The organism is Bacillus sp. 16GRE42 (assembly GCF_019837435.1).
GTDB classification, from domain to species: domain Bacteria; phylum Bacillota; class Bacilli; order Bacillales; family Bacillaceae_G; genus Bacillus_A; species Bacillus_A wiedmannii.
Map to the genome: position 1 here is coordinate 745,327 of NZ_JADAXF010000003.1, position 19,523 is coordinate 764,849.

16 protein-coding genes are annotated in these 19,523 nt (G+C 31.6%); 11 read left to right on the top strand and 5 right to left on the bottom strand.

Translation table 11 applies throughout. The features are described 5' to 3' along the window. Positions 1–17: 17 nt before the first annotated feature. A complete protein-coding gene (gene spoIISB, locus ILS93_RS20260; protein ID WP_064475198.1) occupies positions 18–194 on the top strand; it encodes a stage II sporulation protein SB in 177 nt (58 codons plus the stop codon). Positions 195–237: 43 nt separating this feature from the next. Here the strand turns inward: spoIISB (ILS93_RS20260) and ILS93_RS20265 are convergent, their stop codons facing one another. From ILS93_RS20265 to ILS93_RS20275, 3 genes are read right to left on the bottom strand one after another with little or no spacing between them, the layout of a single operon-like run. Beyond that, positions 238–513: a hypothetical protein gene (locus ILS93_RS20265; protein ID WP_064475199.1), complete on the bottom strand. Its 276-nt coding sequence runs from the start codon at positions 511–513 to the stop codon at positions 238–240. 26 nt (positions 514–539) lie between these two features. Beyond that, entirely contained in the window at positions 540–1,334 is a 795-nt protein-coding gene (locus tag ILS93_RS20270) for a hypothetical protein (RefSeq protein WP_176713062.1), read from the bottom strand. Between the two features lie 60 nt (positions 1,335–1,394). Next, entirely contained in the window at positions 1,395–2,375 is a 981-nt protein-coding gene (locus ILS93_RS20275; protein WP_064475200.1) for a WXG100 family type VII secretion target, read from the bottom strand. Between the two features lie 332 nt (positions 2,376–2,707). Between ILS93_RS20275 and spoIISB (ILS93_RS20280) the strand changes: the two genes are divergently transcribed. Both spoIISB (ILS93_RS20280) and pepD read left to right on the top strand, forming a co-directional pair. Continuing rightward, positions 2,708–2,884 (top strand): stage II sporulation protein SB, encoded by a 177-nt coding sequence (spoIISB, locus tag ILS93_RS20280; RefSeq protein WP_000852619.1) that lies wholly within the window; start codon positions 2,708–2,710, stop codon positions 2,882–2,884. 140 nt (positions 2,885–3,024) lie between these two features. Then, positions 3,025–4,494, top strand: a complete 1,470-nt coding sequence (gene pepD / locus ILS93_RS20285) for a beta-Ala-His dipeptidase (RefSeq protein ID WP_064475201.1) — start codon at positions 3,025–3,027, stop codon at positions 4,492–4,494. Between the two features lie 587 nt (positions 4,495–5,081). On the opposite strand, the gene ILS93_RS20290 is transcribed toward pepD, so the two are convergent. Further along, on the bottom strand, positions 5,082–5,552 hold the full coding sequence (locus ILS93_RS20290; RefSeq protein ID WP_098111442.1) for a DUF5065 family protein: 471 nt from the start codon (positions 5,550–5,552) through the stop codon (positions 5,082–5,084). A 453-nt stretch (positions 5,553–6,005) separates the two neighbouring features. On the opposite strand from ILS93_RS20290, the gene ILS93_RS20295 reads away from it, so the two are divergent. The 7 genes from ILS93_RS20295 (at position 6,006) to ILS93_RS20325 (ending at position 15,066) form a co-directional block, all read left to right on the top strand. Then, positions 6,006–6,665 (top strand): CatB-related O-acetyltransferase, encoded by a 660-nt coding sequence (locus ILS93_RS20295; RefSeq protein ID WP_000682543.1) that lies wholly within the window; start codon positions 6,006–6,008, stop codon positions 6,663–6,665. Between the two features lie 265 nt (positions 6,666–6,930). Then, entirely contained in the window at positions 6,931–8,244 is a 1,314-nt protein-coding gene (locus ILS93_RS20300) for a D-alanyl-D-alanine carboxypeptidase family protein (protein WP_064475203.1), read from the top strand. Between the two features lie 517 nt (positions 8,245–8,761). Beyond that, positions 8,762–9,910: an acyltransferase family protein gene (locus tag ILS93_RS20305; protein ID WP_222661180.1), complete on the top strand. Its 1,149-nt coding sequence runs from the start codon at positions 8,762–8,764 to the stop codon at positions 9,908–9,910. Between the two features lie 187 nt (positions 9,911–10,097). Then, a complete protein-coding gene (locus tag ILS93_RS20310; RefSeq protein ID WP_064475205.1) occupies positions 10,098–10,691 on the top strand; it encodes an SGNH/GDSL hydrolase family protein in 594 nt (197 codons plus the stop codon). 454 nt (positions 10,692–11,145) lie between these two features. Then, on the top strand, positions 11,146–13,116 hold the full coding sequence (locus ILS93_RS20315; protein WP_149173319.1) for a penicillin-binding transpeptidase domain-containing protein: 1,971 nt from the start codon (positions 11,146–11,148) through the stop codon (positions 13,114–13,116). Between the two features lie 599 nt (positions 13,117–13,715). Next, positions 13,716–14,249 carry an RNA polymerase sigma factor gene (locus tag ILS93_RS20320; protein ID WP_060488847.1) on the top strand — a complete coding sequence of 178 codons (534 nt, stop codon included), beginning with the start codon at positions 13,716–13,718 and terminating at the stop codon, positions 14,247–14,249. Further along, positions 14,239–15,066: a hypothetical protein gene (locus ILS93_RS20325; protein ID WP_064475207.1), complete on the top strand. Its 828-nt coding sequence runs from the start codon at positions 14,239–14,241 to the stop codon at positions 15,064–15,066. The genes ILS93_RS20320 and ILS93_RS20325 overlap by 11 nt, the downstream gene beginning before the upstream one ends. 11 nt (positions 15,067–15,077) lie before the next feature. Here the strand turns inward: ILS93_RS20325 and ILS93_RS20330 are convergent, their stop codons facing one another. Further along, positions 15,078–16,838: a peptidoglycan D,D-transpeptidase FtsI family protein gene (locus ILS93_RS20330; RefSeq protein ID WP_064475208.1), complete on the bottom strand. Its 1,761-nt coding sequence runs from the start codon at positions 16,836–16,838 to the stop codon at positions 15,078–15,080. A gap of 393 nt (positions 16,839–17,231) precedes the next feature. Between ILS93_RS20330 and ILS93_RS20335 the strand changes: the two genes are divergently transcribed. Next, positions 17,232–19,370 (top strand): peptidoglycan D,D-transpeptidase FtsI family protein, encoded by a 2,139-nt coding sequence (locus ILS93_RS20335; protein ID WP_064475209.1) that lies wholly within the window; start codon positions 17,232–17,234, stop codon positions 19,368–19,370. Positions 19,371–19,523 lie beyond the last annotated feature (153 nt).

Consider the following 19,523-nt stretch of genomic DNA (forward strand, 5'->3'; position numbering starts at 1 on the left):
GAAGAGGGGGAGAAGAGATGGCTGAAGTAAACGTACAAAAATCTTCATTTTTTAAAGAAAAAAAAGAAGAACCAAATACAGATTTCTCTCTTGTGAAAGGTGCATTGACTCAAAATATAGATCGATTAGAAAAATTTGTAGAGGCAATTCCATATAAGTATATAAAAAAGGGTAATTTAAAAGAGAATGCGTAAAAACATTCTCTTTTAAATTATCTCTTTATGATTTGTTTATGCGTTATTTCTTTTTTTGTTTAAAAATGATTTTATACATAAAATACCCAAGGGCTGCAAAAATGAATCCAATAGCAGCACCAACTATTTGTTTCATAAACAATAAGTATAACGAAGCAATAATTAGGGTAAATAAGATTAAAATTAATACATACTTTGAAATAAATTCTAACCCTTTGTACACTAGTAGAATGACACCTGAAAGAACAGTGATGATAGGTAATATCCTATTTTCGAAAAAGCCTTCCTTTTTTTTGCTAGAATGCTGTTGTTTATTCAATATAAATATACTCCCGTCTTAAAGGATTAATCTTTTATTAGTTTTGTTATTTCATTTACGAAAAGATTTTTGGTTAAATAGGTTATATCAAAGGAATCATTTATTATATTTCGAGTTAATAGCCATTGGGTGTTGGGTGATTCAATAACAAAGAATCCATTGTCAGAAATAACCTCATTCTTTTCGGTTGTATCTAGACGCATAATAGTGTAAATAGACTGTGTTGTTTTTAAATCTATTATCAAATTTTCAGCATATAAGGAATTAAATCCATTCTCTATTAACATTGTTTTCCCTTCTTGAATAGACAAAGGGAAAAACTTTTCAATATTTTGTACGATATGGTTTGGAAGAGTTCCTACAATGTCACTGCCTTTTTCTTCTTGCTGAAATACTAGCTGTAATAAATTTTTAGATTCTAAAAATAATCTATCGTCTGAAATTTCTTCGATTTTATGTGCAATACCATCTAAACTCTGATATGTAACGTTTGAAGTGTTATCAATATAAATGTTAGCAGTAATCGTTGTTTCGTTTATAAAATCGATTTTTTGAAGTAATAATGAAAGTTGCGGGTTACACATAGTGTTGAATAATTTCTCTATACTCGGTTGTAATTGCATTTCTTTAGTTTGTTGATTAAAGTTTAACAATCCTCTAGCATAAAGGGAATGCGCTGCAGTCAATAATATTTTTTCGACATCTGCTTTCTCTAGTTCATCATAAATAAGACTTAGTAATTCTTTTGCATAAGTTTGATTTTCTTTGGAATTCATTAGAAATGCTAATTCTTCTATAGAAACAATTTGTTTTTTATTCATAGCTCTGAAAAAGTCTAATTAGAGACTTTTTTTACCTCATTTCTTCAATTGATTTTTAATTTATTTTAAAAAATTAGTGAAGCTATCTGTAAAACTTGAAATACTCTCTTTAAACTTTTGACGAGGTACAAATTTATCTGCTAATTCATTGAATGCGGTTCCACCTACAGTAGAACCAATAATGCCACCTGCAATTGCACCAACAGCTGTACCAACTGGAGGGAAAATTAATGAGCCAGCTAATGCACCCGCTTCAGCACCCGCTACTCCACCTGCATAAGTTGAAGCTAAATTTCCAACTACCTTTCCTGTAGAATAAACTGTATCCATAGCAATATTAACACCAGCTTGAGAGCCATCATATTTTTTAAAATCACCTTGTATGGCGGATGTTAATGAACTTACTTCTCCTAATGCAGTAAGGGAAATGGAAGCTATACCAAAGGGTTTCATATTTTTTATAATATGCTTAGAAATATTAGATTCTTTAATACTATTTTTAGGAAGAGATTTATCTAATTTCCCTAATGATGCAGCGGTTTTTTCTAATGTTGAAAAGTCTTTTAAGGGAATTAATTTATTCCATATTTCTCCTGCCTTACCATTAACCCATTTACGAGTGACGATATCTACTAAATCATTTCTTTTTTTGTTAGGAATAACATTTAATACACCTGCCATTATACCTAATTTAACGGTGGGAGATAAGGAGGTCATCAATCCCTTTTTGAGAGATTCAAGCAAACTTCCCTCATTTGTAGATAACTCAGCTCCTGTTTCACTATCTACTTTTCTGAATTTTTCGGCCGATCTTTTTAGTTGAATTTCAATCTGTTGAAGGCAATGAATATATTTATTCATTACTTGGCTAGATTGTTGAAAATCATAATAAAACTTTTCTTTGGTAGAACCATACCAAATTGATTCAAGATATGAGATATCTTGTCGAAGGTTAGTGAATTGTACTTGTGCTTGCTCTTGAGCACTTTTAAACTTGTTAGCAGAAGCTTCTAATAATTCTGGAGTCACGATAATATTCAATATGGTTAACCTCCTTGTGTGAAAAATTATTTTAACCAAAAATATATTAGATTATAATTCCATTAAAATCTACTTTTTTATAATATCAAATATTATTATTAAATAGTAGATTAATATTGGTAATTTTATGATAATTAACAAAAATAAAAAAGAGAGAATGCCGGGTAGGAGTTAAAGATACAACTGATTTCTCGTTAATAAAAGGAGATACTTTGCAGCAAGTAGAAGAGTTAGAAGAAGAATTAAAAAGAAAATGATACGTGTACACGCTGTCTACATTTGCGATATAATATAAATAGAAGATTGTATCTTTTTGAAGAGGGGGAGAAGAGATGGCTGAAGTAAACGTACAAAAGTCTTCATTTTTTAAAGAAAAAAAAGAAGAACCAAATACAGATTTCTCTCTTGTGAAAGGTGCATTAACGGAAAATATAAATCGTTTAGAGAAATTAATGAATAATGGTACTTCAAAATATATGAGAGCAAAAAAAACGAAAGAAAATGCATAGTGCATTTTCTTTCGTTTTTTATACGATTAAATATTTAAAGGGTGGATTTTAAAGGATGAAATAGAAAGGGAAAGTAACGAATCATGGTATAATGATAGCAGACTTACATATTATTTTGTCATTTTGAGAGGAGCTTAAAAATGTATTCTACTTTAGAACAATTAACAAAGCACCCTGTATTTTATCATTTTGCAGAAATTTCAAAGATTCCTAGAGGATCTGGTAATGAAAAGGAAATTAGTGATTATTTAGTTGGTTTTGCAAAAGAGCGTAACTTAGAAGTGATTCAAGATGAAGAAATGAATGTCATTATTAAAAAAGACGCAACTACTGGCTATGAAAATGTACCAGCTATTATCATTCAAGGCCATATGGATATGGTATGTGAAAAAAATCAAGCAACCGTACATGATTTTGAAAAAGATCCAATTGAATTACGAATCATTGGGGACATGTTATATGCAAATCAAACGACTTTAGGTGCTGATAATGGTATTGCAGTTGCGTATGCAATGGCTTTATTAGATGCATCAGACATTTCGCATCCAGCACTTGAAGTAGTTATTACTACTGAAGAAGAAACAACAATGGGCGGGGCTTTCGCTGTTGATGCAAATCACTTTGAAGGAAAGATTTTTATAAATATTGATTCTGAAGAAGATCATAAATTACTTGTAAGTAGCGCAGGTGGTGCGAAAGCTGTAGAAACAATTCCAGTAATATGGGATGAAGTGCCAGCGAATACGGATGCATACCGTCTATATGTTGGTGGTTTAAAAGGCGGACATTCTGGTATGGAAATTGATAAACAACGCGGTAATGCGAACAAAGTATTAGGACGAGTATTACGAGATTTATCAGCAAATATCCAATTTGATATAAATGAAGTTCACGGCGGATTAAAAACAAATGCAATTCCGCGTGAAAGTGTAGCTACAATTGTATTAGCTACAGAAGATGTAGAGAAAGTAGAAGAAAAACTAGAATCATGGACAAGAGTATTACAAGAAGAAATGCGTGCTGTTGATCCAGATGTTCATGTAACTCTTACAAAATTGGATGAGAAAGTAGAAAAAGTATTTGCTAAAGAGACGCAAAAGCAACTTATTTCATCATTATTCTTAATTCCAAATGGCATTCAAAGTATGAGCATGGATATTAAAGGCCTAGTAGAAAGTTCAACAAATTTAGGCGTTATTGAAACGTTGCAAGATGAAATTAAATTACGTAACGAAGTGAGAAGTTCTGTCAGTAGTTTAAAACAACATGTTGCAAATGAAATTAAATGTATTGCCGAATTAGTTGGTGCAACATTTGAAATAGAGTCGGAGTATCCAGAATGGCCATACAATCCGAATTCGCAAATTCGTAATTTGTTTGAAAAAGTGCATCAAGAAAAATACAACAAAGATGCTGAAATCTTCGCTGTACATGCGGGTATTGAATGTAGTGCATTCGTTCAAAAGATGCCTGACTTAGATGCAATTTCATTCGGTCCAGATATATTCAATGTTCACACTCCAGATGAACATATTAGTATTTCTTCTGTTGTGAATAACTGGGGCTTCTTCGTTGATGTAATGAAGGGTACGAAAGAATTAGCTAAATAATATGAATGAAATGAAAAGTAGCCTATAAAACTTTATAGGCTACTTTTTTGTATATAGTTTTATTAGAAATTCATTTTTACGATATCATTTAATTTTTGCTTTTATTTCTAGGGGAGATTATACCAAAGACTGCTCCGGATATTGCACCGATTAAAGTCATAAAAATTGTACTCCATGCTGCAAATGACATTATTACACCTCCACATAATAAATTATTGTTTCTTAGCCTTTTGAATAGAAATGATAATTGCAACAACTATTAAGAAAATAAGAGGAGACCAAGAATAGAAAGACATGTAACATTCTCCTTTCAATACTAATTTTATACCTTTATATAAATGAATTATCGCATGTTTTAAAATTGAACATATAGAATATGCAATATTGCATATCGAATTGTAGGACATAAAGAAGTAAAAATGGTTCGTGAATAAAAATGCTAATTGATAAAGAAGGTAAGGATTTCTTCTAGCCTTAAAAAGGGGAAACGATCAAAAAAGCTCCCTATATATAAGGAGAGCTTTTAAAATGATTTTTGTCTAATAAAAATGTATCCAATATTTTTTTACTGATGAGATAAATGTAAATTATTTTGAGATTTTAAAGCTGCCCCCATAATAATAATTTTCTCCAAGTTTCATAACAGCTACATATGTTCCTGGATTATAAACATTAGTAATAGGTGTAACAAATCTACCATAATTATGTTTTAGACCTGAGTCATAAATGGTTTTATATCTATGCAAGTTTATTTCATCATTTTCATTTCCACTCAATTGATATATTTTTACAATACCAGTATCTTTACCACCAGTATATATAGTAACATCGAATGTATCTCCATGCTTTAAGTTACCAACTGCTAACTCTTCTAAAAAATCTGCATTATGATGTAATAAAAAATAGCTTTGCCACCGCCAATTATCTGTAAATCGTGATTCTTTTTGTATAAGTTGCGATTCAGCAGACACAGGTGGGAGTGTACCAATTGTATTCGAAAATAAAAATCCTCCAACAGTCAATGCGCCAATAATTGTTGATTGCCTTAATAGTTTCATGTTCTAAACCTCCTATTTACTTAAGGATTCAGAAATCGTTTTTGTGAAAAACTAGCTGTGAAATCTAATGGATGATAATATCTTCTATAATCATATTAACATTTATTGATTTATCAGACAAATGAATAAATAATAAAACTATATCGAGGGAGTTAAGGCTAATATAAGAAAGAGGTTAGATGTATAGCTAAAAAATCTTTATTATATGTAATTGGGATTTGTTATTTGAAAACTCGATTGTTTTAATGCTGAAATTTCAATTCATACTTCAAGTTTCAGTACATAATTTTACAATTTGACTTATATAATTTATCACGATATGATTCCTTTATAATAAAAGAAAGGCTTGAAGACAATGATTCGTCGTTTGAGAAAGCTAAAAAATGTAGCAGTCGTAGTAAGCTTCTAAGTAAATAGCAAAATATATAATACTTAGAAGCGAGGAATAAAGTTATGAAGCATCCATTATTTAATCATTGGTCAGAAACAAAGTATTTAAAAGATATAGTAACAAATTCACTCATTGAGGTAGGAGAGTACTCCTATTATTCAGGTTATTATGGTCATCAAAATTTTGAAGATGGCTGTGTAAGGTATTTGTGGGGGGATGCTAAGTCCCGAGCGCTGTTCAATCCAATTGAACAGATGGGATGGCATCTTGATAAACTCATTATTGGGAACTATGTTTGTATTGCGAGTGGAGTAGTCATTTTAATGGGTGGTAATCATAATCATCACTCAGAATGGATTACAGTATATCCATTCGCTGAGCAAATTGAACATTCATATGAACCGAAGGGCGATACAGTCATTAAAAGTGATGCTTGGATTGGAATGAATGCTATTATTATGCCTGGCGTTATAATCGGTGAAGGTGCAATCGTTGCAGCTGGATCTGTCGTAAGTAAAGATGTTCCGCCGTATACAATAGTTGGTGGAAATCCTGCTAAGGAAATAAAGAAACGATTCACTGATACAGAAATGAAAATGCTAATGGAAATGCGTTGGTTTGATTGGGATAGAGAATTAGTTGAGAAGGCAATGCCGCTTTTATCTAGTTCATCTATTGAATTATTATATGATTTTTATAACAAGGAAGTAAAAAATAGATAGATCTGTGAGGGAAACTACATTCTATATAGGATGTAGTTTTTTTATTATAAAAAATTAATAATATAGACTAAGGAAAATTCATCTCTGGTATGAGTATAGTAAATAGCTGAATTAAATAATTAAAATCCTTGATAGCTAATAAAACCAGTGTGTCTCGATATTTAATCGGGATACACTGGTTTTATTTTTTGTAAATATGGAACAAACGTATTATTTAGATTGTCTATTCATTGTAATCCTAAAAAATATATTGGAGGTAACAGAAGTGAAAGGTATGTTTTGCAAGAGATTTATAGCAATAGTAACAGTGCTTACACTATTTTGTAGCATAATTGTTACATCTGGAAGAGCAACAGCGGAAACAGTCCCTGTTTTAGATGTAGAAGCAGGATCAGCAATTTTAGTAGAAGCGAATTCCGGAAAAATTTTATATGAAAAAAATGCGGATGAATCACTAGCAATTGCTAGTATGACAAAAATGATGAGTGAATATTTAGTTCATGAAGCGGTGGATAAAGGAAAACTTAAATGGGATCAAAAAGTTAAAATCTCTGAATATGCACATAAGATTTCACAAGATCGCTCATTATCAAACGTTCCATTAGAAAATGGTGGCTCTTATACAGTAAAAGAGTTATATGAGGCAATGGCAATTTACTCTGCAAATGGTGCAACAATTGCTTTAGTTGAAGAAATTGCTGGAAAAGAAGCCGATTTCGTGAAAATGATGAATGATAAGTCAAAAGAGTTTGGAATGAAAAATTATAAATTTGTAAATTCTACAGGCTTAACAAACTATGATTTAAAAGGATATCACCCAGAAGGGACAACTCCAGACGAGAAAAATAAAATGTCCGCAAGAGATTGTGCGATTTTAGCACAACGTCTTATTCAAGATTTTCCGAAAATGTTAGATACTGCAAAAATCCCTAAAAAAACATTCCAACAGGGTGGTAAGTATCCAATTGATATGACGAACTTTAACTGGATGTTAAAAGGTTTAATTAAGCAATACGAAGGTGTAGATGGGTTAAAAACAGGAACTACCCCAGAAGCTGGTGATTGTTTCACTGGTACAGTAGAAAGAAACGGTATGCGTCTAATATCTGTAGTGATAAAAGCAAACTCTCATGCAGCACGTTTTGATGAAACGAAGAAATTATATGATTATGGATTTGCAAATTTCGAAGTGAAGAAGGCCTATGGAAAAGACTCAGTAGCAAAAGGGCATGAAACAGTGCGAGTAGCAAATGCGAAAGACAAAGATGTTGTTGTTCAAACGAAGCAAGCTGTTTCACTTCCGATACCAAAGAACAACAAAGACGTATATAAAAAAGAATTTAAAGTATTGAATGAAGAACAAGAAGCACCTATTAAAAAAGGTGTAACAATAAGTAAAATGATTATCTCGCCTAAAGATAGTACAGATCCAGGGTTCTTATTAGGTAAATCATTACAAGTAGACCTTGTAACAAAATCTGATATAGAACAAGCAAATTGGTTTACACGTTTTATGCGTAACATCGGATCTTTTTTTAGCGGTATGTGGGATAGTGCGGTTGATATAGTAAAAAGCTAAATTTATAGGATAAAACTAAATATTAATCTGAAAAAAGAGTTTCGAAGTTTTATAAATTCTTATGTAGATAGTTTGGAATGGAAGATGGTATTAATTTTCAAATTGGATTCTTCGGAACTTTTCTTATTGTAATCAAGCTAAGCTAAATTTGTATCTATAAAAACAAAAAACGCTATTCTTTTTGTAGAAATATACAGAAAGGATGGCGTTTATTATGTATTTTTTGATTCAATGCATTCTAGTACAAAGTTAGTTTAATAAAGTTACATGAAGAAAAAACATCCATTTTTGCATCAAATGACAATAAAAAATGAATATCCGTTACTTATTTCTGTAAAAAGATTTTATAAAAATTTAATAAAATCTTTTCTTTGTATTAAATATTTTGTTTTAAATTATTTATATAAGGAAATGGAGACCAGAAAACAGATGCATAGATTGACTTTGAACTGCTTATATCTGGGATCTAGATAGACATTATGTACAATTCTCCCACTACACTAGTATAGTGGCCTTTATGAACAGCAAAATCTACAATTTACAAGGAGAACATTTTATGAGTAAGAGAATAAAAGAATTAGATTCTATACGAGGGTTAGCGGCACTTACTGTGGTATTTGGACATTTTTGTTTAATGCTACCATCGTTGCCTAATTCTATTAAATTTTCCCCGCTTAGGTTTTTATGGGCGGGTGGGGAAGCTGTTATCGTTTTTTATGTACTAAGTGGTTTTGTGTTATCTATGGCACTTTATCATTCAAAAACAAATTATTGGGGATATTTAATTAAGAGATTTGTAAGAATCTATATTCCTTATTATTTTTGGATAATCATTACCTTTGTTTTATTTATTTTATTTTCGTCGTATGAAGTGGTAGGACTACGGGATTGGTTCTATGATAGGTGGCAAGGGTCTATAACAAAATTAGATATTCTAAACCACTTTGTGCTTCTTAATAACTTTTTTACGGAAAATTATAATCCAGTTATTTGGTCATTGGCTCAAGAAATGCGTATATCTATTGTGTTTCCTTTATTATTCCTTCTTTTTTATAAACTGAATTGGAAGAAAACGATACTATTTGCTTTGAGCTTTTCTTTCATTAGTGTTTTTCTTAATATGTTGCATATTGGGAAAGCTGAAGGATTTTATAATGGTTATGCTGATACACTGCATTTTACATCTATGTTTATGGTTGGAATGTTACTTTTTAAGTATAAGGAAAAACTTATTTACTCATATAGGAATATGAAAAAATTTAAAAAAGGATTTCTTATTGCATTAGGGATTATTTTATATTTATATTCCATTTTAATTTATGGTTTTTCCCGTAATGATACTACTTTCTTATTAAAAGATTGGGGTGTCGTAATGGGGGTTAGTATATTTATTATAATGGCTATGAGTAACCTAAAAGTAAAAGCATTTTTAAATAAGAATGTATTTGTATATTTAGGAGAAATTTCATACAGTATCTATTTGTGTCATTTTCCAATCATGATGTTACTATTTAAACTTTTGTATACAAAGATACCTATCTTTTTCCTTCTTACTTTGTGCATTGCAATGACACTACTTTTTTCTATAATTTCGTATCATTTAATCGAAAAGAAATGTATCAACTGGGCAAAACAAAGAACAACCAATTTTTTGAAAAAAGTATAATTCCTAGAGAGATTTTATTTCTTTAGTAAATATACGAATATGACCGATTCCTAAGTATACTTAGGAATCGGTCAATTTTGGATTCTAAATGTAAATATAATTGAAATCGAAAACTACTTAGAAATAACAATTACGGTGTGAGCTATTGTATAGTATAGATATGGTTAATAATAAAGGGGGACTACATATGTGGAAGCGATTTGTATCGATTGGTGATAGTTTTACAGAGGGCATAGGGGATGAAGTTGAGGGAATAGCATTAAAAAGCTGGGTAGATCATTTTGTTCAACTTTGTGTAAACGATATAGAATATGCTAATTTTGCAAAGCGTGGGTTAGTAACTAAAGAAATACGCTCACAGCAATTGGAAAAGGCATTAACGTTTAATCCAGATTTGGTTAGTCTAATTGCAGGTGCAAACGATGTTTTAAAAGGACGTTGGGATCATCAAGCATATAAGAACGATATGGAATTTATGATAGATACATTAAGTAAAACAGATGCTGATATTATTATAGCAAACCTTCCAGATTTTACAGTTCGGCTACCTATTTCTTCTGAAAAAAAACAAGTGTTAAAAGAACAATTATTAGAGGCAAATGAAATTATACTTTCACTGAGTAGAGAGTACAAGCTTCATCATGTTGACTTTTGGAATCATCATTTAGTTAATGATAATACGCTTTGGTCTACGGATTTGATTCATCCAAACTCAAAAGGATATGTAAAAGTTGCTGAATTGATTTTTAGTAGTTTGCCTGTACATGACTCTTCTAAATAAGCTTTAGAATGAACGCATCGAATCCCCTGTCGCATACAGCGCAGGGGTTTTGATGCGAAATAGAAGGATATAAAGCGCCTATAAATTATACTTTCAGTAATTCTTTTTATTGTTTATACTTAGTTATTTTCTATTGTAGGACCCTTAGTATAAGGGGTCTTTTTTGTTTCAAATATTTACAAAAAAGATAAGAGCGGAGAACTCAAACTAAAAGGTATTTTAAATAAAATTGTTAAAACAGCACTAATAATGACACCGATTGCTAAATAGATTCGCTTTTTTATTTGTAAGAATTTTAAAATCTTCCCCTTCGAATGCATCTGAACCATAAATTAATTTCTTTTGTAAATATGGAACAATCTCATTACTTACACTGTCTATTAAGCGTTACAACATTTTTTATTTAATATATCAAGAAAGGAATAAATATTTTTAACTAAGGGAGAAGATTGAATTGAAAAAATTATGGATGTTGGTTTTCTTTTGTTTTGCAGTTATGTTGGTAGGATGTAATAAAAACGAACCGCCAAAACAAGCATTTGAAGAATATATAAATTTATGGAATGATAAAAAATTCGCAAATATGTATGATCATTTATCAGAACATGCCCAAAAAACGATTTCTAAAAAGGAATTCACCGAGAAATATCAAAAAATCTATGAGGGTATTGGAGTTAAGGATTTAAAAATTAAAACGAAAGGAGAGAATGCTAAAGATAAAGAACTTTTTCTTTTTGAAGTTAATATGGATACGGATGGAGGAACAGCTTCATTTATCCATGAAGCAAAACTTGTAAAAGAAAAAGAATCTTGGAAAATAGATTGGACACCAGATTTCATTTTTCCAGGTATGAAAAAAGATTACAAAGTACGTATGCAAATAGAACAAGGAAAACGTGGAGAAATATATGATCGAAATGGGAAAGGTCTTGCAACGAATGGTAAAGCGACTGAGGTTGGAATTATTCCAGAGAAAATAGGAGAAATGGCGGCTCAAACAAAAGAAATAGTAGCACAATTACTTGATATGTCTATAGAAGAGGTCAATCAGAAGCTTACAGCGAAATGGATAAAACCAGACTCCTTTGTACCAATTGGTATTTTAAAAGAGGGAACTAGACAGAATGATTATATTGAATTAGAAGGAGTTTCATCTCGCCCAGTAAATATTCGGACGTATTCATTAGGAGAAGCGGCGGCACACTTAACTGGTTATATAGGAAAGGTGAATGCAGAGGAGTTAAAATCGCTTCAAAAAAAAGGTTATCAAGCTGATGATTTAATAGGTAAGACAGGTTTAGAGAAAGTATTAGAGAATAAATTGCGTGGCGAAAAAGGTGGACGCGTATTTATAGAAGATGAGAGTGGGAAAGAGATTAAAAACGTAGCAAAAAAAGAAGCGAAAGCAGGGGAAAATGTTACGTTAACAATTGATGCTGCAATTCAAGAAAAAATCTTTAATGAGATGAAAAATGAAGCAGGATCTAGTGCAGCGGTCAATCCTAAAACGGGTGAAACTATTGCACTTGTAAGTAGCCCTGCTTATAATCCAAATACAATAGTTAGAGGAGCATCAAAAGCCCAACGAGAAGCATGGAATAACGACTCGAAACTACCAATGATGAATCGTTTCACACAAGCATTTGTACCAGGTTCCGTATTTAAAACGATTACTGGTGCAATTGGTTTGGAAACAAACACTATAAACCCTAAGGAAGAATTTAAAATTCAAGGATTAAAGTGGACAAAAGATTCATCTTGGGGAAATTATTATGTAACACGTGTGAAGGAAGCTAGTCCAATTGATTTTGATAAGGCAATGAAATACTCTGATAATATTTATTTTGCTCAACAAGCTTTGAAAATGGGAAAAGATCAGTATGTAAATGAATTTAAGAAATACGGATTTCATGAAAAATTACCAATCGAATACGAATTTCCTATTTCAATCATTGCAAGAGATGGGATAAAAAATGAGATTCAACTAGCAGACACGGGATATGGACAAGGACAAGTATTAATGACACCACTTCATTTAGCATTAACATATGCACCGATTGTGAATGAAGGGAATATTCCGTCGCCTCATCTTTTAAAAGAAGCAAAAGTAGCGGGGAATTGGAAAGAAAATGTGGTTTCTAAAAAGAATCAAGAGATATTAAAGAGCGCATTAATAAAAGTCATTAATGACCCTGATGGCGCGGGGAGAATTGCTAAGGTCGATGGTATAACTCTTGCTGGTAAAACCGGTACAGCAGAACTGAAGGAGTCGAAAGAAGCAGACGGAAAAGAACTTGGATGGTTTGCAGCTTTTGATGCAAATGCGCCCGACATGATTGTTACCATAATGATCGAAGATGTAAAAGGAAGAGGGGGGAGTAACGTTCCAGGCGAAAAAGTAAAACATGTTTTTCAGAAAAAATAAGTAACTATAAGGTGAAATCTTTTACTACATTCATTGTTTGCTTAACACGAAGGTATAAATTGAGCAATACAAAGAACAATTAAGTTTCGAAAAAGCATTCTCCTTAATTGAGAATGCTTTTTTGTTGTGGCTGAATAAAGATGATAACACATCTTTGTTTTCATTTTTGAAAGGTTGGTATTGCTAATAGTAAATAGAAGAGTAAAACAAATTGAAAGGGACAAGTGAGGGGGAATTATAAATGTTAACAAAACAGTTATTTAGTAAAACATAAATAGAGCACACAAATAAGTATGCTCTAAGAAAAAAGGTGATACAAGTGGAGTGTTGCGTGAAATGTAAAAATAATAATCAGATTTTTTTTGAGTGTATTTTTAACATTGTATGCTTTACTTGTTTTTAAGAGCTTGTCATGTTAAAGAATGTATAGATGATTATTTTATGAAAGTAATTGCACACCTTTACATTTTTAGGAGGATTTTTTTATCAAAAAAAGATAAAGAACGGAACAAATGAAACTTGTATCTTGTCTATATATTGAAACCATAATAAAAGTGAGGGCAGTTTTATCTTTATTCAAATAAGTTCGAGGTGTGGAAATGGAAGAGACGTTTATTGAAAAGTGTATTCATGATGAGCTTGACTATGTTATAAAAGACTATTGGCAAGATGTATGGAATTATTCATTTATTATTACGAAAGATCCACACTTATCAGATGATATCACGCAAGATGTGTTTATAAAGGTATTTAAAAATTGGAATTCATTTCGAAAGGAGTCATCTATTAAAACGTGGATATTAAAAATTACAAGAAATACAGCAATAAACTATTTGAAATCCTCCTATTTTAAAAGGATATCATTAGTAGGTTTTTTTAGTGACGATAAGCAATCTCCATCGGCAGAACGAGAGTTTTTTAAGCAAGAGGAAATGAATGAAGTGTGGGATGTTGTTTTAAAGCTACCTAAAAAACACCGTGAAATAATTATTTTAGATGCAAAATATGAATTATCTTATGAAGAAATGGCCGAAACATTAGGTGTATCCATTGGAACTGTTAAATCTAGATTAAGCCGAGCGAGAAGTAAGGTTTCAAAACTAATAGGGGAGGGTAGTAGTGATGAACAATAAAAAAAATCCTAACTGGTATAGTAAATTGAAAAAAGGCCCAATGGAGCATCGGAAAGATGAAGAAGAATTTATTTATAAAATAAAGCAATCGGTATATCAAAATAGTGAAGTAGATTCTGCAACATATAAGAGACCATTTCGTAAAAAAGCATTGCCTGTTGTAGTTGTTTTGGTTTGTACAATGTTATTTTTTATTGTTCAACAACCTTGGCTTGATGATAATAAATCACCGGTACAAAGTAGCACTCAAATTAAGCCTAAAACAAAAGATGAATCTGCTCAAGATCCATCATTAAAACAATTTATGTATGATTTATATCAAAGCACAAATTCAAAAAATGAAAATGATTTGTATAGAGCATTAAATGATGAAGTTCTATTTAAAGGGAAGAGTTATAAGAAGGATGAATTGAAGTTTGATGAAGATATTTTTCATGAGTTGCAAGTCGCTCTTACAATGGGGGGAGAATTTGCAAATGATACAAAAAAAGTATACAAAGTACCAAGTGGATTGACAGAAAGTAACGAACCAAAGCAAGCGCATTTTATATATGCAACGGTTACTGGAAATAAAACAAAAATTTTAGCTGAACCAAAACGAGAATCACAAGTTTTATATGAAGTATCTAATGAAATGGTAAAAGCTTGGATTCCAGAAAAAGTGCAAAATGATGAATATATAAAAATATCGACAATTAACGGTAATACTGGATATGTACAAAAAGAGTATGTTTTAACTGATATTAAGTATTCATTTATGTTCGAAAAGAATGATAATGGTGATTGGAAAATAATAAATATAGATTCTATATGGTAAAAGAGGAAGGTTCACTTTAATGAACCTTCCTCTTTGCTATTATCTTTTTTTTGAAGTGTATGCCAAGACTCTAAAATTTCCGATGTAACGAGAGCAGCGATGTTTTTTTCTGAATTACTACCAGGAATAACGACAGAAATGGCGATTTGTGGATCTTCGGTAGGAGCATATGCAATGAAAAGAGAATGATTTATCATTTTTGCTTGCTCATTCGGAAAACCTGTAATACCCGTTTTACCTGCGACATGAAAGGGTAAGTTTTTAATCTCCTCTATATTTTGACTCATTCCGCCTTGCACGACACTCCAAAATTTCACCGGATAACGATTAGAACTTTCTAAAATTGGTTTAAACTTTTTTGTTTCCTTACCATTTTGATCAATAATAGCACTTACGATTTGAGGTTTATATTTATCACCTTTACTTGCTAAAGTTGCTGCATATTGAGCGAGTTGAAGAGGAGTGTGTACTTCATTTCCTCCCCAAGAGGCATTTAATAAAGCGGAGATACCATTTTCAAACTTGTTTGTTGGATGAAATTCATATTGTCCGTCTTCTTCAAAAGGTAAATCAACCCCGGTTTTAGAACGAAGGCCAAATTGCTTTAAATACTCTGTCCATATATGTGCAACTTTTTCTATATTCCCATTATTTTGGTTGAATAAGGGTAGAGCTACTTTTGCTGTCATAAATGTGTTAGATGAATTAATGATAGCCTGCCTCGGTGTAATCTCACCTGTTGGCGTTCCAGGTGCATTCGTAATGTTATTTTGATTATCATATTGAAAAGTACCTTTATCTAAATAAGTATCTTCAGGTTGAAAAAGCTTTTCGTTTAATCCAATTAAAATAGTAAGTGGCTTTATAGTTGAGGCCATATTTACATAAGATTCACCATACTTTAATTTTTGAATTGCTTTATTTTGCGAAAGTGATTTAATGTTTTCATTTTTAGATGATACATGTGTATTTAATGTATTTGGATCAAACACTGCCGAGTTGGCCATAGTTAAAATTGCGCCAGTTTTTACATCGGTTACTACAACATAACCAGCTTTAGCATCACGTATTTTCTTAATTTGAGATCTTAATGCTTCCTCTGTTTTTTGTTGCAATTTAGAGTCTAAAGCTAGCTGGACATCTTTTCCTTTTTGAACTTTTTGAATGTTCCATAAGGATTTTTTATTATTCATTTTAAAAATCAGTGTTTTTCCGGGTTTTCCTTTTAAATCATTTTCATATTGAAGCTCAATCCCACTTTTTCCAACAGGTCCATACTTAGAATTAAGGTCATTTTCTACATACCCAATTAGCTGTGAACCAACTTCGTGTTTAGGATAATATCGAATCCATTCATCTTTAATTATTACATTATTGGGTTTGTTCTTGTTTATGAATGTAAGTTCACTCTCATTTATGTCAGAGTATAACGGTAAATCATTCATAGTCTGCTTTTTACAAGATTGTTGTAATTGAGATTTTATGTCCACTGTAGAAATGTCATGTTGAAACTCGCTTGAAAATTGATTGAAAAAAGCCAATGTGTTTGCTGCATCTTGTTTCGATAGCTTCTCATCATTAAAAGTGCAATATAGAGACTTAACTTTCTTATTTGTAGCTAGTATTACACCATTTCGATCGGAAATTTTTCCTCTTTCAGCTGAAGAAGTTGCGATAGTAATTGAGATGAAGTTGATTTTTAATAAAATTAGTAAAATCAAACCTACAATAGAAAGAACCGCAAAAAATCTCCATCTTTTTATATGTAACATATAACCCTCCCTTATGTAGCCTATTTCATCTTATAGTTAATTATTTTTTTTGTAAATGTGGAACAATTTTATTATTTAGGTTGTCTATTAAGTATAACAGCATGAAGAAAGGAATAATTAGTATGAAAAGTTACTAGCAAGTCTATGTGTAAGCTTAATATGAGTCATTATACAGTTTAGCATTTCTAATGCAAGCAATAAAAAAATAGAGAGAAAAACAGGAAAGGGGATTTATCAATTACGCGGCTAAACGAAGAAGGCTTGATGCTTACAAGGATGTAGAAAAAAAGATAAGACACTATTTATAACTGAATGGTGATTTCTAATATATAGGGAACGTATTTATTTACTAAGTATTAGTGAGGAGTTCCGGAAGAATTATATGGAGGATTTATGAAAAAACAAAAAGAAAAAAAGCAACAGACATATATATCTATTCGATTAAATATAATGTTCCTTTGCATATTTCTACTATTCTCAGCCATTATTATGCAGCTAGGAAAAGTACAAATCGTTGAGGGAGAGGCTTATAAGAACCAAGTGGAGAGCAGTCAAAATGAAACAACTAGTATACCAGTTCCACGTGGACAAATACTAGATCGAGAAGGGAAAACAGTTGTTAATAATAAATCTCTTCGTACGATTACGTATACAAGGGTAAAGGGAATTACTAGTGAAGATATTTTAAAAACAGCAAAAGACTTAGCGAAAGTGCTTGAAATGCCTGAACAAGATATAAATAAATTAACAGACATCGATAAAAAAGATTTTTGGATGCAGTTGAATAGGCAACGTGCGGAGACAATGATTACTAAAAAAGATATAGAAAAGTTAAAAGATAAGGGAGTAGAGGGAAAAGAGTTAGATAAAAAAATAGAAGACTTAAGACGAAGTCGTGTTACAGAATTAGAATTGGCAGAATTAACAGCACAAGATTTAAAGGTGTTAGCTATTAAAAGTAAAATGAGTTCGGGTTATCAACTAACACCACAAATTATAAAAAAAGATGTAACAGATCAAGAGTATGCGCGAATAAGTGAAAACCTTGCTGAGTTTCCAGGAGTAGATGCAACAGTTGATTGGGAACGTAATTATGTAAATGGTAATTTATTCCGTTCTGTGTTGGGTAATATTACGAGTAGTGAAGAAGGGTTACCGAAAGAAAACTTAGATTCTTATTTGGTACGTGGATATAACCGTAATGATCGTGTAGGAAAAAGTTATATTGAACAACGATATGAAGATGTGTTACACGGTACAAAAGAAGAAGTGAAAAATATTACTGATAAATCAGGAAACATTATAAACACAGAGATAATCTCTAAAGGAAAAAGTGGTAATAGTTTAACATTAACGATTGATATGGAATTACAAAAGAAAGTGGAAGAAAGTATAGAGAAAAATTTGAGAGCGTTTAAGAGTTCAGAGCCACTGTTGGACCGAGCTTTTGTCGTCATGACGAATCCAAATAACGGACAGATTTTATCTATGGCAGGCAAAAAGATTGTAGAAAAAGAAGGGAAATTAGAGATTGAGGATTTGGCATTAGGTAACATGACAACTTCCTATGAGCTAGGGTCCGCTGTAAAAGGTGCAACTGTATTAACTGGATATGAGACAGGGGCAATACAGCCAGGAGATCAATTTTATGATGCACCTATGAAATTTAAAGGTACACAAGCTAAGAAATCGTGGAATGTATCCGGATTTGGTAATATTAATGATTTACGAGCGCTACAAGTATCTTCGAATGTATACATGTTCCAGACAGCTTTAAAAATTGCGGGAGTTAATTACGTACCAAATGGTTCATTGGATATAAAACAAGGAGCATTTGATACGATGCGCTATTATTTTAAACAATTTGGATTAGGAGTTCCAACAGGTATTGATTTACCGAATGAAATAGTAGGACAAACTAGAAAAGTAGATAGTCAGCCTGGGTTTTTACTAGATTTTTCTATTGGTCAGTATGATACGTATACACCGTTGCAATTAACGCAATATATTTCAACGATTGCTAATGGAGGCTATAGAATGCAACCTCAAATTGTACAAGAAATACGAGAGCAATCAATAAAAGAAGAAGAGGTTGGCAAAGTTATACGCTCTATAGAGCCTGTCGTATTAAATCGAATTGATATGAAGACAGAACATATTGATCGAATAAAAGAAGGGTTTAGATGGGTATTCCAAGAAGGTGATGGAACTGGCGTGAAATATTTCAAAAATGCTCCATATAAACCAGCAGGAAAGACAGGGACAGCTCAAACTGTATATGGTGGAGATGATCCAATTGGTAGAAATGCGAAAGGGGAACGTATGGAATGTTACAACTTAACATTAGTTGGATACGCCCCATATGATAATCCAGAAGTAGCATTCTCAGTAGTAGTCCCATGGCTTCATGATGATAAAAATGGTATTAATTCTATAATTGGAAAGGAAGTTTTAGATGTATACTTTGATTTGAAAAAGCAACGTATACAAGGTGAAACTGCTAGTACAGAGAGTTCGAATCAAAATCATTAATAATTGTGTACTTTTCTCAGGGGAAGAGATCCTGTTTATATAAAAGCCTTTATAAGTTAAAGAAAAAGTAAGATTTGAAATAAGAGTTAGTAGCTATCATAGTTGCTATCTCTTATTTTTGTTAATATCTTGGTTACTAGTTAAAAAAGGTTT

What these genes read in the sequence shown, in the direction of transcription:
- ILS93_RS20320 (WP_060488847.1), top strand. Translation starts at nt 13,716, where the DNA reads ATGGAAGAGACGTTTATTGAAAAGTGTATTCATGATGAGCTTGACTAT.
- spoIISB (WP_000852619.1), top strand. Translation starts at nt 2,708, where the DNA reads ATGGCTGAAGTAAACGTACAAAAGTCTTCATTTTTTAAAGAAAAAAAA.
- ILS93_RS20295 (WP_000682543.1), top strand. Translation starts at nt 6,006, where the DNA reads ATGAAGCATCCATTATTTAATCATTGGTCAGAAACAAAGTATTTAAAA.
- ILS93_RS20325 (WP_064475207.1), top strand. Translation starts at nt 14,239, where the DNA reads ATGAACAATAAAAAAAATCCTAACTGGTATAGTAAATTGAAAAAAGGC.
- ILS93_RS20305 (WP_222661180.1), top strand. Translation starts at nt 8,762, where the DNA reads ATGAACAGCAAAATCTACAATTTACAAGGAGAACATTTTATGAGTAAG.
- ILS93_RS20330 (WP_064475208.1), bottom strand. Translation starts at nt 16,838, where the DNA reads ATGTTACATATAAAAAGATGGAGATTTTTTGCGGTTCTTTCTATTGTA.
- spoIISB (WP_064475198.1), top strand. Translation starts at nt 18, where the DNA reads ATGGCTGAAGTAAACGTACAAAAATCTTCATTTTTTAAAGAAAAAAAA.
- ILS93_RS20310 (WP_064475205.1), top strand. Translation starts at nt 10,098, where the DNA reads ATGTGGAAGCGATTTGTATCGATTGGTGATAGTTTTACAGAGGGCATA.
- ILS93_RS20270 (WP_176713062.1), bottom strand. Translation starts at nt 1,334, where the DNA reads ATGAATAAAAAACAAATTGTTTCTATAGAAGAATTAGCATTTCTAATG.
- ILS93_RS20290 (WP_098111442.1), bottom strand. Translation starts at nt 5,552, where the DNA reads ATGAAACTATTAAGGCAATCAACAATTATTGGCGCATTGACTGTTGGA.
- ILS93_RS20335 (WP_064475209.1), top strand. Translation starts at nt 17,232, where the DNA reads ATGAAAAAACAAAAAGAAAAAAAGCAACAGACATATATATCTATTCGA.
- pepD (WP_064475201.1), top strand. Translation starts at nt 3,025, where the DNA reads ATGTATTCTACTTTAGAACAATTAACAAAGCACCCTGTATTTTATCAT.